Below are 16,316 nucleotides of genomic sequence, written 5' to 3' on the forward strand. Positions count from 1 at the left end.
GTAATTGGGAGGCTCAGCCGGTGTTCAGTCGTGTCGCCATCGTCAACCGTGGAGAGGCCGCGATGCGGCTGATCCACGCCGTCCGGGATCTCTCCGCGGAAACCGGGGAGCGGATCGAGACGGTCGCCCTCTACACCGACGCGGACCGGACCGCGACGTTCGTGCGCGAAGCCGACATCGCCTACAACCTCGGCCCGGCCTCGGCCCGGCCGTACCTCGACCTCGGGGTGCTGGAGAAGGCACTGGTCGACACGAAGGCCGACGCCGCGTGGGTCGGCTGGGGCTTCGTCGCCGAAGACCCCGCCTTCGCGGAGCTCTGCGAGAAGGTCGGCGTCACCTTCGTCGGGCCGAGCGCGGACGCGATGCGCAAGCTCGGCGACAAGATCGGCGCGAAGCTGATCGCCGAAGAGGTCGGCGTCCCGGTCGCGCCGTGGAGCCGCGGCGAGGTCGCCACCCTCGAAGACGCGCTGCGCGCCGGCGACGAGATCGGCTACCCGCTGATGCTCAAGGCCACCGCGGGCGGCGGCGGGCGCGGCATCCGGATGGTCGCCTCCGGCGCGGACCTCGCCGACGCCTACGAGCGCACCAGCCAGGAAGCGCTGCGCGCGTTCGGTTCCGGCGTCGTGTTCCTGGAGCGCCTGGTCACCGGCGCCCGCCACGTCGAGGTCCAGGTGATCTCCGACGGCGAGACGGCGTGGGCGCTCGGCGTCCGCGACTGCTCGGTGCAGCGCCGCAACCAGAAGATCATCGAAGAGTCCGCCTCCCCGGTGCTGGGCCCCGAGCAGACCGCCGAGCTGAAGGCGTCGGCCGAGCGGCTCGCCGTCGCCGTCGGCTACCGCGGCGCCTGCACCGTCGAGTTCCTCTACCACCCGGGCGAGAAGCTCTTCGCCTTCCTCGAGGTCAACACCCGGCTGCAGGTCGAGCACCCGATCACCGAGATCACCACCGGCACCGACCTGGTCAAGCTGCAGCTGCACGTCGCCGAGGGCGGCAAGCTCGACGGCCCCCAGCCGGCCGAGAGCGGCCACGCCGTCGAGGCGCGGCTCAACGCCGAGGATCCCGACCGCGACTTCGCGCCCTCCCCCGGCCGCATCGCGCGGCTGGCCCTGCCCGCCGGCCCCGGCATCCGCGTCGACACCGGCGTCAGCGAGGGCGACACCATCCCGGCGGACTTCGACTCGATGATCGCGAAGATCATCGCCTACGGCCGCAACCGCGACGAGGCGCTCGGCCGGCTGCGCCGCGCGATGGCCGAGACCACCGTCATCATCGAGGGCGGCGCGACCAACAAGAGCTTCGTGCTCGACCTGCTCGACCAGCCCGAGGTGATCGACGCCAGCGCCGACACCGGCTGGATCGACCGCGTCCGCGCCGAAGGCCGCCTGGTCACCCACCGGCACTCCGCGATCGCGCTGGCCGCGGCCGCCATCGAGGCCTACCAGGACGAGGAAGAAGTCACCGTCCAGCAGCTGCTGAACACCGCGCACGGCGGCCGCCCGCAGGTGCAGCACGAGTCCGGCCGCCCGCTGGACCTCAAGCTCCGCGGCGTCGGCTACCGCGTCAGCGTGGCCCGGGTCGGCCGGCAGCGCTTCCGCGTCGGGATCTCGGCCGGCGGCTCGGACGTCCACCCCGCCGACGTCGAGATCGAGCGGTTCGACGCGCACAGCGGCCAGATCGTCGTCAACGGGCAGCGTTTCCGGGTCACCGCCGCCACGCACGGCCCGACGCACCTCGTCGAGGTCGACGGCGTCACCCACCGGATCAGCCGCGACGAGGGCGGCGTCGTCCGCTCCCCCGCGCCCGCGCTGGTCGTCGCGACCCCGTTGTCGGTCGGTGACGAGGTCGAGGCGAACGCGCCGATCCTGGTGCTGGAAAGCATGAAGATGGAGACGGTGCTGCGCGCGCCGTTCCGCGCCCGTGTCCGCGAGTGCCCGGTGTCGGTCGGCAGCCAGGTCGAGACCGGCGCGCCCCTGATGCGGCTGGAGCCGCTCGCCGAAGGCGCCGAGGAAGAGGCCGCCACCGAGACCGAAACGGTCGAGATCGAGCTGCCCGCCGAGCCGTCGGGTGTCTCCGCCGAGGCTCGTGTCGAGCGGGGCCTGCAGGACCTGCGCAGCCTGCTGCTCGGCTTCGACGTCGACCCGGCCGAGCGCAAGCGGGTGCTGTCGGCCTACCTGGCCGCGCGCGCCGAGCTGAGCGGCCGCCCGGTCGAGGGCGAGCTGGAACTGCTGACCGTGTTCGCCGACCTGTCCGAGCTGAGCCGCAACAAGCCGGGCGGCGAGCTGGACACCGAGCCGGACAGCCCGGTGCACAGCCCGCGCGAGTTCTTCCACAGCTACCTGCAGAGCCTCGACGTCGAACGGGCGGCGGTCTCGCCCGGTTTCCAGGCCAAGCTGACGAAGGTGCTCGGCCACTACGGCGTCACCGACCTCGACCGCACGCCGGAGCTGGAAGGCGCGGTCTTCCGGATCTTCCTGGCGCAGCAACGGATGTCGTCCGACGTCGCCGTCGTCTCCGAGCTGCTGCGGCAGTGGCTCGCGGGCGCGCCGCCGCTGGAGTCCGACAGCGAACGCGCCGGGCTAACCCTCGAGCACCTCATCGAGGCGACGCAGGTGCGCTTCCCCGTGGTGTCCGACCTGGCCCGCGGCGTGGTCTTCCGCTGGTTCGCCCAGCCGCTGCTGCGCCGCGGCCGCGCCCGCACCTACGCCTCGGTGCGCGATCAGCTGCGCCACCTCGACCAGCACCCCGACGCCCCGGACCGCGCCGAGCGGATCCAGACGATGGTGGCCTGCGCCGAACCCCTGGTGCGGCTCATCGGCCAGCGGATCGGGCGGCCCGGCCGCGATCACGCGCCGCTGCTGGAAGTCCTGACCCGCCGCTACTACGGCAACCGCGGGCTCTCGGACGTCACCGCGCACGACGTCGCGGGCTGCCGGTTCGTCACCGCCGAGCACAGCGGCCGCAACGGCGTCACGCGCGTGGTCACCACGGCCGTCGACATCGCGGCGCTGCCGGACGCGATCGGCGCCGTCGGCACGTTCGCCATCGACGTCCCGGACCACGGCCTGGTCGCAGACCTCTACGTCACGTGGGAGGACCAGCCCGACGCCGACGCGATGGCCGTGCGGCTCGGCGAAGTGCTCGCCGGGCTGGCACCGCCCGCCGGCGTCCGCCGGATCACCACCACGGTGGCCGGCACCAGCGGCGCGGTGATGCACCACCACTTCACGTTCCGCCCCGACGGCACGGGATTCGCCGAGGACCGGCTGATCCGCGGCCTGCACCCGATGATCGCCCAGCGCCTGCAGCTGCAGCGGCTGCGCGAGTTCGACCTCACCCGGCTGCCGTCGTCGGACGAGGAGATCTACCTGTTCAAGGCCACCGCCCAGAGCAACCCGGCCGACGAGCGGCTCATCGCGATGGGCCAGGTCCGCGACCTGACGCCGCTGCGCGAAGCCGACGGCCGGCTGGTCTCGCTGCCCGCGGTGGAGGACGCGATCACCGCGTGCCTCGACGCGATCCGCAACATCCAGGCGCAGCGGCCGCAGAACAAGCGGTTCGACACCAACCGGATCATGATGTACGTCTGGCCGTCGACCGAGATCACCCCCGAAGAGCTGAATACGCTGGTCCAGCGCATCCTGCCGACCACGGCGGGCGCCGGGCTGGAAGAGGTCCAGTTCCTGGCCCGCCAGCGCACCCACGCCGGCGAGCTGACCGAGATCGCCGTCCGGATCACCCTCGACCCGGGCAACGGCGCGCGCCTGCACGTCGGCGCGCCGACCGACGAGCCGCTGCAGCCGCTCGACGACTACCGCCAGAAGGTGCTGCGCGCGGCGCGGCGCGGCAACGTCTACCCGTACGAGCTGACCGGCCTGCTCGCCGGCCCGGACGGCAGCTTCGTCGAGCACGACTTCGACGGCTCCGGCGCGCTGGTTCCGGTCGACCGCCCGAAGGGCAAGAACTCCGCGGCGATCATCGCGGGCGTCGTCACGACGCCGACCGAGCGCCACCCCGAAGGCGTCACCCGCGTCGTGCTGCTCGGCGACCCGACGAAGGCGCTCGGCGCGCTGTCGGAGCCGGAGTGCTCGCGCGTCATCGCGGCGCTGGACCTGGCCGAGCGGATGCAGGTGCCGCTGGAGTGGTTCGCGGTGTCCGCGGGCGCCCGGATCTCGATGACCTCGGGCACCGAGAACATGGACTGGGTAGCCGCGGCGCTGAAGCGGATCGTGACGTTCACCCAGGACGGCGGCGAGATCAACGTCGTGGTCGTCGGCATCAACGTCGGCGCGCAGCCGTACTGGAACGCCGAAGCGACGATGCTCATGCACACCAAGGGCGTCCTGATCATGACGCCGGACTCGGCGATGGTGCTGACCGGCAAGCAGGCGCTGGACTTCTCCGGCGGCGTGTCGGCCGAGGACAACTTCGGCATCGGCGGTTACGACCGCGTGATGGGCCCGAACGGCCAGGCGCAGTACTGGGCGCCGAACCTGCCGGCCGCCCGCGACGTGCTGATGTCGCACTACGACCACACCTACGTCGTGCCGGGTGAGACCGGTCCGCGCCGGGCCACCTCGAACGACCCGGTGGACCGCGACGTCTCGCCGTTCCCGCACGCGATCGTCGGCAGCGACTTCAAGACGGTCGGGGAGATCTTCTCGGCCGAGCACAACCCGGACCGCAAGAAGGCGTTCGACATCCGCACGGTGATGCGCGCGCTGTCGGACCAGGACCACCCGGTGCTGGAGCGCTGGGCGGGCATGGCCGACGCCGACACCTCGGCGGTGCAGGACGTGCACATCGGCGGCTGGCCGGTCTGCCTGGTCGGCATCGAGTCGCGTTCGGTGCCGCGCCGCGGCTTCCCGCCCACCGACGGCCCGGACGCCTACACCGCCGGCACGCTGTTCCCGCGGTCGTCGAAGAAGACCGCGCGGGCGATCAACTCGGCGTCGGGCAACCGGCCGCTCGTGGTGCTGGCGAACCTGTCGGGCTTCGACGGCTCGCCGGAGTCGCTGCGCAAGCTGCAGCTGGAGTACGGCGCGGAGATCGGCCGGGCGATCGTCAACTTCGACGGCCCGATCGTGTTCTGCGTGATCTCCCGCTACCACGGCGGCGCGTTCGTGGTGTTCTCCAAGGCGCTCAACCCGAACATGACGGTCCTCGCGCTGGAAGGTTCGTTCGCCTCGGTGCTGGGCGGCGCCCCGGCGGCGGCGGTGGTCTTCTCCGGCGAGGTCAACAACCGCACGGCGACCGACCCCCGGGTGACCGAGCTGCAGGCCCGCGTCTCGGAGACGAGCGGCGCCGAGCGGGCGGCGTTGAACGCCCAGCTGGCCGAGGTCCAGTCCTCGGTCCGCGCGGAGAAGGTCGGCGAGGTGGCCGCGGAGTTCGACCGCGTCCACAACATCCAGCGCGCGGTCGAGGTCGGCTCCGTGGACGCGATCATCAGCGCGGCGGAACTGCGGCCGCGCATCATCGAGTCGATCGAGCACGGCCTGAAGAAGTAGCGACGGCTCGGCGAGGGCGGCACTTTCACGTGAAAGTGCCGCCCTTGCCGTTGACCGGTTTCGCGACTTTCGGGGGTATGGCGGGTTTGTCCCGCACCGACACACTGTGCGTGCCGGTTCGGTGACCGTGGGCTGCCGGGCCGGGCGCCCATCCGTGCGGCCGTGAGGAGATCCCCCGATGGCGTCAAGGTCCCTGTCCCGGCTCGCCCTGGTGGCGGCCGGCACCCTGCTCGCGTCCCTGCTCGGGAGCAGCGCCACCGCGCAACCCGCCGACACGCCCGTGTTCTGGCGCGTCCCGGCGACCGCCGCGCAGGCCGCCGCCCTGACGAACGCCGGCTTCGACGTCGAAGAAGGTGACGCCGGTTCGGTGTACGTCGTCGGTGGCAAAGCCGTCGCCGCACAGTTGCAGGGCCTCGGCTACCGGCCGAGCTTCTACGACACCGTCTACAAGGAACTGCCCGCGCAGGCGAATTCCCTCGCCGCGGACACGTTCTACGGCGGCTACCGCACGGTCACCGCGCACGAAGCGCACCTCACGAGTGTCGCCGCCGCGCACCCCGATCTGGCCACGAAGTACACGATCGGCCAGTCGTGGAAGAAGCAGCAGGGCCAGGGCGGGCACGACATCCAGGCGATCTGCCTGACCAAGAAGCAGACCGGCGACTGCACGCTCTCGACGGCGTCGAAGAAGCCGAAGTTCTTCCTGATGGCCCAGATCCACGCACGCGAGCTGTCGACCGGCGAGCTGGCCTGGCGCTGGATCGACTACCTCGCCGACGGTTACGCCACCGACGCCACCGCGAAGTCCATTTTGGACACCACCGAGGTGTGGGTGGTGCCGATCTCGAACCCGGACGGCGTCGACATCGTCGCCTCCGGCGGCAACTCGCCGAAGCTGCAGCGCAAGAACGCGAACAACACCCGCGGCGGCTGCTCCGGCACCAACATCGGCATCGACCTCAACCGCAACTCGACGTTCAAGTGGGGCGGCGACTCCAACTCCCCCTGCGCCGAGACCTACCAGGGGACCAGCGCCGGCTCCGAGCCCGAGGTGAAGGCGCTCGAAACCCTGGCCCGCTCGATCTACCCGGACCAGCGCGGCACCGGCAACAACGACCCGGCGCCGACGTCGGCCAAGGGCACGATGATCACGTTGCACAGCTACGGCAACGACATCATCATCCCGTGGGGCTTCACGCAGTCCACCTCGCCGAACGACGCGCAGTACCGCAAGCTCGGCGCGAAGTACGCCGCGTCGAACGGCTACCTCGTCGGCACCAACGAGGAGACCGTCGGCTACGACACCAGCGGCACCACCGACGACTTCACCTACGGCGAGCTCGGCGTCGCCAGCGTGACGTTCGAGGTCGGCGGGTCCAGCGGTACCTGCGGCGGGTTCCTGCCGCGCTACACCTGCGTCGACAGCACGTTCTGGCCGAAGAACAAGGGCGCGCTGATCACCGCCGCGAAGGCCGCGGCGGCGCCGTACCAGCAGTGAGTCACGCGCGGCAGACGTAGATGCAGTTCTGCGGACGCGGGGAACCGAGCACGTCGACGTGCCGGAACCCCGCGTCCGCGAGCATGTCCCGCGCGGTTTCGGTGCCCCACATGGCACCCAGCGCGGCCCCGCCCTCCGCGAGCGACGTCGTGGTGCAGTACATCAGGCTGATCGAGTAGCAGAGCGCGGCGAGCGGGTTGCCGACGTTCTTCGCCACATCGCTGGAGAAGAACGTGTCCACCATGAAGAACAGGCCGTCCGGCGCGAGCGCGTCCCGGATCCGCCGCAGCACGACGTCCGGGCGGTCCTGGTCGTGGATCGCGTCGAAGGCGGTGATCACGTCGTACGGCGGTTCGGCCGTCAGCTCGGCCGCGTCCCCCACCACGAACCCGGCGTTGGGCAGGCCGGCGTTGGTCTCGTTGGCCTGCGCGACGACGCCGGGGTTGATGTCGAGACCGGTGAACCGCGAGGCGGGGAAAGCCCGGGCGGCGACCGAGATCGCGTTCCCGGTGCCACAGCCGAGGTCGAGCACCCGCGCGCCGTTGCGCAGCTTCTCGGTCAGGCCCGGGACGGCGCCGAAGAAGCCGTCGACCAGGTGCTCGCGGTAGATGTGCTTCCAGCTGTCGCCGGTCTTCGCGCCGAGCGTCTCGAGGTAGGGCCCGTACGCCGAGCGCGGCACCCCGCCTCCCTCGGCGAAGCTGCGTTCCAGGTCGGGCAGGATCCCGGTGAACGCGGTGAGCGTCAGCAGTGACGGCATGAGGTTGGACGCCGTCTCGCCGAGCAGGAACTTCGCGTGCCCGGGCGGGAAGGTGTACTCCCCCGCGTCGAAGGTGAAGATCCCGCCGGTGACCATGGCGCCCAGCCACTCCCGGACGTACCGCTCCCGCAACCCGGCCCGCTCGGCGAGCCCGGCGCTGGTCGCGGGGCCGTGAGCGGCGGCTTCGAAGAGCCCGGTCCGGTGCCCGACGCCGATGAGCATGGTGAGCGCGCTGCCGGTCATGGTCGCGGTCAGGTGCGCCGCGAAGTCCTGTTCCTCCATGCGGTCCGACCTTACCCGCCCGGCGGACAGTCCGATGTGGACACTCGCCCGGTCGTGAGGGGCACCCTCAGGGCTTGCACGTCCCTGAAGGTGCCCCTCACGGCTTCCGGAGGCCGCTCAGTCTTCCTCGTCCTCCAGGCCGGCGTCGGCGAGCACCGCGTAGACCCGGCGGCGCGCGTCGGCGAGGATCTTCTTCACCTCGGCCACCTGGGCTTCGTTGCCGCTGTAGCCGACCTGGGCGGCCGCACCGGACAGCTCGCCCAGGGCGCTCCACAACGCCGCGAAACGGTCGGCGCCCGGCTCGTCCTCCGGCGCGCCGTCGGCCCACAGCGCGGCGAACTCCTCTTCACGGCCGGCGACGTGCTCCCGGCCCGCGTCGGTCAGCTCGGCGACCCGGCGGCCGCCCGATTCGGCCGTGCGGACCAGGCCCTCGTCCTCCAGCTGCTGCAGGATCGGGTACACCGAGCCGGGGCTGGGCCGCCACCGGTCGTGCGTGCGACGCCGGATCTCCTGCATCAGCTGGTAGCCGTGCATCGGCTCCTCGGCCAGCAACGCGAGCACGGCCGGACGCACCGGCCGCGCCGCCGGCCGCCCGCCACCGCGGAAGTCCCGTACCCGCTGGAAGGCGCCGCCATCCCAGCCACCCGGGCCGCCGAACGACCCCGGCCCGCCCGGGAACCCGGGAAACCCGGGGAAACCGCCGGGCACCCCCGGTGGCTGCGGCGGGTGGGGTGGGTGCGGCGGAAACCCTCCCGGCGGCCCGCCGCGCGCCAGGTCGGGGCCGCCGTCCCAGTCCTCGTGACCCGGCAGCCCGGCACCGTCCCACCCGTCGCGCGCCAGGCCGCGGCCATGGTCCGGCAGCCCGGCACCGTCCCGCCCGTCGCGCCCCAGGCCATGGTCCGGCAGCCCCGGCAGCCCGTTGCCGGGATCGGGGTGCCCGCGGTGCCCCGGGTGCCCGTGCCCCGGCACGCCGCGGCCGTGGTCCGGGTGGCCGCGGTGCCCGGGCAGCCCGTGCCCCGGAAGTCCGTGCCCGTGGCTGCCGAAGGGCTCGCCGCCCCCGAAACCGCCGAACATCCGCCCTGCTCCGGCGTTCATCACCATGGTTGCCTCCTCAGACTCATCGTATCGCCGACATTCGCACGATATATCGCCGTTGGATCGGCGGCAACCCACCAGGTCAGCTCACGCGAAGTAGTGCCCGGCTTCCAGGTCCGCGACCAGGCCCTGGTGCTCCGGGACCCAGCCGAGCCGCTTCTGCGTCAGTACGCTCGACGCCGGCGCGTCCGGCCCGGCGAACTTCGCGAGCCAGCCGAAATGCGACGCGGCCGCCGACGTCACCGGCAGGTCAAGCCCACGCCCGATCAGCTCGGCGACAACCCGCAGCGGCACCCCCTCGTCACCGACGGCGTGCAGCCGGACGCCCGACGGCGCCGCCTCGACGGCCAGCCGGTACGCCCGCGCCGCGTCGAGCCGGTGCACCGCCGCCCACCGCCCGGAACCGTCACCCGGGTAGGCCGAGACGCCCTTCTCCCGTGCCAGCCGGATCAACGCCGGCACGAACCCGTGGCGGTCGCCTTCGCCGTGCACCGACTGCGGCAGCCGCAGCACCGACGCGCGCACCCCGCGCTTCGCGAACTCGAGCGCCGCGGCCTCCGACCCCGCACGCGGGAACGCCGGGTCGGCGACGTCGTCCTCCGTCGCGAGCCGGCCGGGCGCCACCGGGCCGGTCGCCGCGGTGACGACCAGCGCCTTCCCGGCCCCTTCGAGCGCCCCGCCGAGAGCGGCGATGGCGGCCGCGTCCGTCGCGGCGGCGGCCGTGAGGTCGGCGAAGTTGTCGTGGACGTAGGCGGTGTGGATGACGGCGTCCGACGCGGCGGCCGCCTCACGGAGACCGTCGAGGTCTTCCAGGACGCCGTGGCGAACCGAAGCCCCGGCGGCCGCGAGCGCCGCGGCCTTCTCGGTCGAGCGGGCGAGGCCTGCGACCTCGTGCCCCGCGTCGAGCAGATCGCGGACGACCGCGCTCCCGACGTACCCCGTCGCGCCGGTGACGAACACACGCATTTCAAGCTCCTCGTACTGGACTGACTGTGCTTCCATGGTTCGGCCGGGCCGGCGGGAACGTCCAACGCCTGATCTTCATCGAGCCATACGCTTGGGGCATCACCACAGCTCAGCCGCCTACACTGGCGGCATGACCGACCTCGACCTGCGGCTGGTGCGGTACTTCACCGCCGTCGCCGAACACCGGCACTTCGGCCGGGCCGCGGCCGCGCTGCACACGACGCAGCCGTCACTGAGCCGGCAGATCCGCCGCCTCGAAGGGCAGCTCGGCGCGCGCCTGCTGGACCGCACGCCGCAGGGCAGCCGGCTCACCGAAGCCGGCGAGGTCTTCCTGCCCCGCGCCCAGGCCTTGCTCCAGTCCGCCGCGCAGGCGGCGGCGAGCACGCGTGCCGCGGCGACGCCCGGCCGGGTCACCGTCGGCTACCTGACCAACCTCTTCGTCACCCCGGCCGTGCGCGACCTGCGCCGCCGCCATCCGGACGCCGAGGTGCTGACCCGGCACCTGGGCTGGAACGAAACGGCCGCCGCGCTGCTGGCGCACCGCATCGACGTCGCGGTCACCCGGCTGCCGCTGCCGGCCGAGGGACTCGACGTGACGCCGCTCTACGACGAGGAACGCGTGCTGGTGGTCGCCGCCGACCACCGCCTCGCCGGCCGCGCGTCGGTCACCCTCGACGACATCGCCGGCGAACCGCTCCCCCGGCTCGCCGACCCGGCCTGGAACGCGTTCTGGCGCGTCGACCCGCGCCCCGACGGCAGCCGCGCGCCCGACGGGCCGCTCCTCGAGAGCTACGAGGAGAAGTACGAGCTGATCGCCGCCGGGCAGCTGGTGGCGATCGCCCCGGCGGTCGTCCGGCGCAGCCGGCTGCGCCCCGACGTCACCACCGTGCCGATCGAGGGGGTCGAGCCGTGCCACGTCGTGCTCGCGACCCGCGCCGGCGACCGCACCCGGCTGCTCGCCGAGGCCTGCGAAACCCTCGAAGCCCACCTCACGCCCCGGACTTGACCGCCAGCGCCAGCAGGTCCGCGGCCGGTCCGGCCAGCCGGCGCCCCGCCGGCCACACCGCGCGCAGCACCCGCCCGAGGTCGACACCGTCGACCGCCACCGGCACCAGCCGGCGCCCGGCCACCTCGCGGACGACGTCGAGGTCGCTGATCACCGCGGGTCCCGCTCCGGAGATCACGGCGTTGCGCACCGCCGACGCCGATCCCAGTTCCAGCAACGGTTTCACCGGCCCGGCGCCCGCGCGCCGCAGTGCCGCCTCGACGGTCTCGCGGGTGCCGGACCCGGGTTCGCGCACCACCAGCGGCGTCGCGGCGAGCTCCGCGGCGGCGAGCGGACGACGTCGTCGCGCCCAGCGGTGCCCGGGCGGGACGACGACCACGAGCCGGTCCGTCGCGACCCGGCGCGTGGTCAGCCCGGGCCACGGCCCCGGCGACTCGACGAAGCCGAGGTCCACCCGCCCGTGCGTGACGAGATCCGCGACGTGCTCGGAGTTGACCACCTCGAGCCCGACGTCGGTGTCCGGCTCGGTCCGCTTCACCTCGCCGATCCACGCGGGCACGAAGTGCTCGGCCAGCGTCATGCTCGCCGCGACACGCAGTTTCGCGCCACGCTGGGTGCGCAGCGCCTCCGCGCCGGTCCGCAGCCCGTCCACTTCGGTCAGCACGCGGTGCGCCCAGCCCGCGATGACCCGGCCGTCCGGGGTCAGGGCCGAGCCACGCCGGGTGCGGTCCACGAGGGACAGTCCCAGTTGACGCTCCAAAGTGGACAACCGTTTGCTGGCCGAGGGTTGGGCGATGCCCAGCGCCGCGGCCGCTTGGCCGATGCTGCCGAGGTCGTCGACGAGCACCAGCAGGCGCAGCGAGTCCAGATCCGGTCCGGTCATAGCCCCAGTCTATGACCTACGTCGTCACGGACGGCTACCGCGACGACCACGACCGCGCGACGCTGGGTACATGGCACTGACGACGGCGAAACCGCTCCTGCCCGGCCTCGTGATCACCGGGCTGGGCGTCGCGGCGGCGTACGCGCTGAGCTCGGCGTGGCCGGTGGCCGGCGCGCTCACCGTCGCCGTCGTGCTCGGCATCGCCGTCGGGAGCACGCCGCTGCTGGCCGACGAGCACCGCAAGGCCGTCGCGCGCGTCACGAAACGCCTGCTGCGCGCGGGCGTCGTCCTGCTCGGGCTGCAGCTCGCCCTGCCGACGGTGCTCAGCCTCGGCCCCGGCACCCTCGCGGCCGTCGTGGTGACGGTCGCGGTCACCTTCCTCGGCACCCTCGGCCTCGGCAAGCTGGTACGGGTGCCACGCGGGCTCGCCCTGCTCGTCGCCACGGGCTTCTCGATCTGCGGCGCGTCGGCGATCGCCGCCATGGAGGGTGTCGTCGACCGCGAGGACTCCGACGTCGCGACGGCGGTCGCGCTCGTCACCTGCTACGGCAGCCTCGCCCTCGGCGTGCTCCCGCTGCTCGCCCACGGGCTCGGGCTGGACGCGGTCCGCACCGGCAGCTGGGCCGGGATCTCGGTGCACGAGGTCGCCCAGGTCGTCGCCGCGGCCGGCCCGGCGGGCGCCGGCGCGGTGACGATCGCGATCGTGGTCAAGCTGAGCCGGGTCGTGCTGCTCGCCCCGATGGTCGCGATCGTCGGCGCCACCGAACGCACCCGCCGCGGCGGCCACGCGCCACTCGTGCCCCTGTTCGTCCTCGGTTTCCTCGCGATGGTCGCCGTCCGCAGCACCGGGCTGGTCCCGGCGTTCGCGCTCGACGTCGCGAAGACGGCGTCGACGCTCCTGCTCGCGGGCGCGCTGTTCGGCCTGGGCTGCGCCGTCCGGCTCGGCCCGCTCCTGCGCGGCGGCGGCCGCGCGCTGCTGCTGGGTCTCCTGTCCACTCTGCTCGTGTTCGCGACGGGGTTCGGGACGCTGGCCGCGTTCACCTGATGTCTTTCTCCCGGCAAGGTATAGGTCGTTATACGCCGGGTTGTACGGGTCTTGTACGGGCCGGGTCGAGGCTACCGCCGAGACGTAGGACGTAGAACGAACCCGTAGGGAGTCCCACCGTGAAGTTCACCCGTATCGCCAGAGGCCTGCTGGCCGGGCTGCTGGGGTGCGCTGCCGTCGTCGCCGTCCCGGCGGCCATCGGCACCGCCCAGGCCGACGTGGCCAGCACGCTGGTCTTCACCAAGAACACCGAAGGGCACGACTGTTACCGCATCCCCACCGTCGTGAAGGCCAACGACGGCGCGCTGCTCGCGTTCGCCGAGGGCCGCAACGACGGCGCCAGCGTCTGCAACGACCTCGGCGCGATCGACCTCGTCATGAAGCGCTCGACCGACGGCGGCAAGACGTGGAGCGCGCTGCAGACCGTGATCAAGGCCAACGGCGACACGAAGGGCAATCCGGCGCCGATCGTCATCCCGGGCAGCAACCGCGTCGTGCTGCTGTCCACGATGCAGTGTTACACCAACGCCGCCTGCGGCCGGATCCCGCGCGTGTCCCTCAGTGAGGACAACGGGAAGACGTGGGGCGCGCCGAAGGTGCTGACCACGGAGCTGGGCTTCTCGAGCGCGCCGAGCTGGCTGGCTACCGGGCCGTCGCACGGGATCGTGCTGACCCGCGGCGCGCACAAGGGCCGCCTCGTCGCCGGCATGAGCTACTCGACCATCGGCGCGCTGATCTACAGCGATGACAACGGTTCCACCTGGCACCTCGGTGCCACCGACAAGCCGGCCGCGAGCACGATGAACCCGCAGGAGATCAGCGTCACGGAGCTGGCCGACGGCCGGGTCTACGCCGCCGCGCGCAACCAGGCCAACGACGGCGACAAGTGCCTGCTGGACGGCACGCACAACCGGGCCTATGCGATCAGCTCGGACGGCGGCGCGACGTTCAGCACGAAGTTCACCTTCGCCACCGACCTCGTCGCCCCGACAGTCGAGGGCTCGACGGCCCGGATGAGCGCCACGGACACCGGCGGCAAGTACGACCGGATCGTGTTCGCCGCACCGTCCACGTGCGACCGCCGCAAGCAGCTGCGGGTGCACTCGTCCTTCGACGAGGGCGGCAACTGGACGGGCACCGACGCGAGCCTGCTCGTGTGGGGCCAGGACGCGGCGTACTCCGACATGGTGCAGCTGTCGCAGTCGTCGGTCGGCGTGCTGTTCGAGGCGGGCCCGGAGCTGCACGCGAACGACACGATCCGCTTCGCCACGGTGACCGACGACGCGCTGGGCGCCCCGGCCTGCGGCGGCGGTTACGGCGTCATCGATTCACAGCCGCTCGGCACGGCGGGCATGGTGTACCTGTCGTACAACGCGGCCAACGGCCAGAACTGCGTCAGCACGATGAAGAGCGCGTCCGCCGGAACGGCCACGGCGACCTCGGCGTTCCTGGAGGTCCAGGGCTCCGCGCGGCAGACGGACTCGGGCGCGTTCTCCTACTTCGCGGGCCCGGTAAAGGCAGCGGCGGCGAACAAGTGCGTCAAGTGGGGCGGCACAGCGGGCGGCGTGTCGTACACCAGCGAGTTCGAACACTGCGGCTGACACGCCTGAGCCGGCGCCGGTCATGACCTGACCGGCGCCGGCGCGTCGTCAGCGGTCAGACTGAAACCGGCACGATCCGCGGCAGCAGCCCGGCCAAGGCGACACCACGCTTGCGCAAGCTCGGCGGCAGCGGCGGCACGGTCAAGGCGAGGGCCTGGTTCCAGCCCTGGACGTACAACTGGAACTTGAACAGAAAACCCGACTTCGGCTCGGTGATCGCCACCAGGTGCCGCGGCGCGCCGAAGATGTGCTTGCCCGGCGACCCGTTGTAGGACCGGAAGAACAGGATCTGCTGGTCCGTGAGCACGACGTACGCCTCAGCCTGAACCGGCAGCGCCATCATGGTGCCGCCACTGAGCACCCCGACGGCCACCCCGAAGGCAACGGCCTTCCCGACCGACTTCGCCACCGAGCCGACTTTGGCCATGGCGACCAGTTCCACCTGCTCGCCGGCCCGCATGAACGGAGCGGCGTTCTCGAGCAGACGTCTTTCTTGACGAGCACCCACGGAATTCCTCCAGAACGGAAACGCGCCACGACCCCGGACGCATCGCACACGCTACTGGAAGCGGGACCAGCTCTTTCCGTTGCCCTGCACCAAAATTCGACGAAATCCGCCAAGTCCGACATATCAGGCGCCAGGTCATTTTCTAACGCAACTCTCCTTATTTCAGTAAAAGAAAACCTCCGAGTGCCGCAGCAATGGAATCACGAGGAGCGACAGCCCACCGCCGCACGACTCAGCTCCCGCCGCCGGGCCCGGCGGCAATAGTCACGGCGGCCATGCGCTCGCAATCAATTGCAGTGATTTTCATTGCCCGATTCTTACAAACTCCTTACGATTCAGATGTCGTACATTCGACTCTGACACCGCACACAGATGACTTCTCGAGCGCCATGGCGGCGTACTGATCCAGGCAATTTCCGATCAAGCTTCCGATTCCAAACATTCTGCCTCCTCGATGACCTGCCGTACCTGATCACCATCAAGACGCCGAACATCCCAAATCAGCTCAGGAACACCAACCGACGGAGCCGATTCGACCACCGAATCCGGCAGTTCAACAGCAAGCACAACGGCCAAGATACTTGTCCGAATACCCAGAACGGAGGCAAAAGGCGACAACAAATCGGGAGTCAACTCCTTGCGGCCGTACCCGAGCGCTCCGATCGATGACGCGGCAAGATGGACACCTCCCAGCCGGGAAAGCACCTTCGCCGAAGACGTCCAATCCAGGCTTCGGTTGGCAAGCATGCGCATCAGTACCGCACCAGGGCCCGGCATATACTGTTCGTCGACACGAAGTGCTTCGCGTGACTGTGGGCGATCCAACTGCGGAAGGGACCGGACATAGTGCCGCAACCGCTCTCTCAACTCCGGCGTCAAGAGTAGCGCACACTCCACCAGCCGAGGAATAAGCTGCCCGACCGACATATTCAAAGGAGCCAGTTCAGCCGGCAACGCCACCTGCGCGATCGCGAAAAGATCAGCGGCATGCAGATCAAGTGCAGGCGCGAGCCGCTTCAGAAACAACGGACCCGGCGCAGCCCCACGAAGAACCGATTCGAAATCCGTCCCCGATGCCGCCACCTTTTCGGACAAATCATGCAAACGGATTCCCTGCTGGTCTGCCACGCGCGCCAGCAGCACATCAAAGGAGGGGTATTTACTCATCTCG

Annotated in this window: 11 protein-coding genes; 5 read left to right on the forward strand and 6 right to left on the reverse strand. The window is 71.3% G+C overall.

Annotation, left to right across the window (positions count from 1 at the left end; all coding sequences use genetic code 11):
- Window positions 1-20: 20 nt before the first annotated feature.
- Complete coding sequence (locus OG494_RS16800) at window positions 21-5,504, forward strand: ATP-binding protein (protein WP_328456710.1); 5,484 nt, start codon at window positions 21-23, stop codon at window positions 5,502-5,504.
- Window positions 5,505-5,682: 178 nt separating this feature from the next.
- The gene (locus OG494_RS16805) at window positions 5,683-7,002 is read left to right on the forward strand and encodes a M14 family zinc carboxypeptidase (RefSeq protein WP_328456712.1); all 1,320 of its coding nucleotides are present in this window, start codon (window positions 5,683-5,685) and stop codon (window positions 7,000-7,002) included.
- A 1-nt stretch (window position 7,003) separates the two neighbouring features.
- On the opposite strand, the gene OG494_RS16810 is transcribed toward OG494_RS16805, so the two are convergent.
- The 3 genes from OG494_RS16810 to OG494_RS16820 all read right to left on the reverse strand — a co-directional run bounded on the left by OG494_RS16810 (window position 7,004) and on the right by OG494_RS16820 (window position 10,102).
- The gene (locus OG494_RS16810) at window positions 7,004-8,041 is read right to left on the reverse strand and encodes a class I SAM-dependent methyltransferase (RefSeq protein WP_328456714.1); all 1,038 of its coding nucleotides are present in this window, start codon (window positions 8,039-8,041) and stop codon (window positions 7,004-7,006) included.
- A gap of 117 nt (window positions 8,042-8,158) precedes the next feature.
- Window positions 8,159-9,142, reverse strand: coding sequence for a PadR family transcriptional regulator (locus tag OG494_RS16815; RefSeq protein ID WP_328456716.1), 984 nt, complete (start codon window positions 9,140-9,142; stop codon window positions 8,159-8,161).
- Window positions 9,143-9,223: 81 nt separating this feature from the next.
- Complete coding sequence (locus OG494_RS16820) at window positions 9,224-10,102, reverse strand: SDR family oxidoreductase (protein ID WP_328456718.1); 879 nt, start codon at window positions 10,100-10,102, stop codon at window positions 9,224-9,226.
- A gap of 130 nt (window positions 10,103-10,232) precedes the next feature.
- On the opposite strand from OG494_RS16820, the gene OG494_RS16825 reads away from it, so the two are divergent.
- Window positions 10,233-11,108, forward strand: coding sequence for a LysR family transcriptional regulator (locus tag OG494_RS16825; RefSeq protein ID WP_328456720.1), 876 nt, complete (start codon window positions 10,233-10,235; stop codon window positions 11,106-11,108).
- On the opposite strand, the gene OG494_RS16830 is transcribed toward OG494_RS16825, so the two are convergent.
- Complete coding sequence (locus OG494_RS16830) at window positions 11,092-11,991, reverse strand: LysR family transcriptional regulator (protein ID WP_328456722.1); 900 nt, start codon at window positions 11,989-11,991, stop codon at window positions 11,092-11,094. The genes OG494_RS16825 and OG494_RS16830 overlap by 17 nt on opposite strands.
- Window positions 11,992-12,061: 70 nt before the next feature.
- On the opposite strand from OG494_RS16830, the gene OG494_RS16835 reads away from it, so the two are divergent.
- Entirely contained in the window at window positions 12,062-13,036 is a 975-nt protein-coding gene (locus OG494_RS16835) for a YeiH family protein (RefSeq protein ID WP_328456724.1), read from the forward strand.
- A gap of 119 nt (window positions 13,037-13,155) precedes the next feature.
- Window positions 13,156-14,637, forward strand: a complete 1,482-nt coding sequence (locus tag OG494_RS16840; protein WP_328456726.1) for a sialidase family protein — start codon at window positions 13,156-13,158, stop codon at window positions 14,635-14,637.
- A 55-nt stretch (window positions 14,638-14,692) separates the two neighbouring features.
- On the opposite strand, the gene OG494_RS16845 is transcribed toward OG494_RS16840, so the two are convergent.
- Both OG494_RS16845 and OG494_RS16850 read right to left on the reverse strand, forming a co-directional pair.
- Window positions 14,693-15,145 (reverse strand): hypothetical protein, encoded by a 453-nt coding sequence (locus OG494_RS16845; protein WP_328456728.1) that lies wholly within the window; start codon window positions 15,143-15,145, stop codon window positions 14,693-14,695.
- Between the two features lie 420 nt (window positions 15,146-15,565).
- Entirely contained in the window at window positions 15,566-16,312 is a 747-nt protein-coding gene (locus OG494_RS16850; protein WP_328456730.1) for a hypothetical protein, read from the reverse strand.
- Window positions 16,313-16,316: the final 4 nt, after the last annotated feature.

The organism is Amycolatopsis sp. NBC_00438 (genome assembly GCF_036026695.1).
Taxonomy (GTDB): Bacteria; Actinomycetota; Actinomycetes; order Mycobacteriales; family Pseudonocardiaceae; genus Amycolatopsis.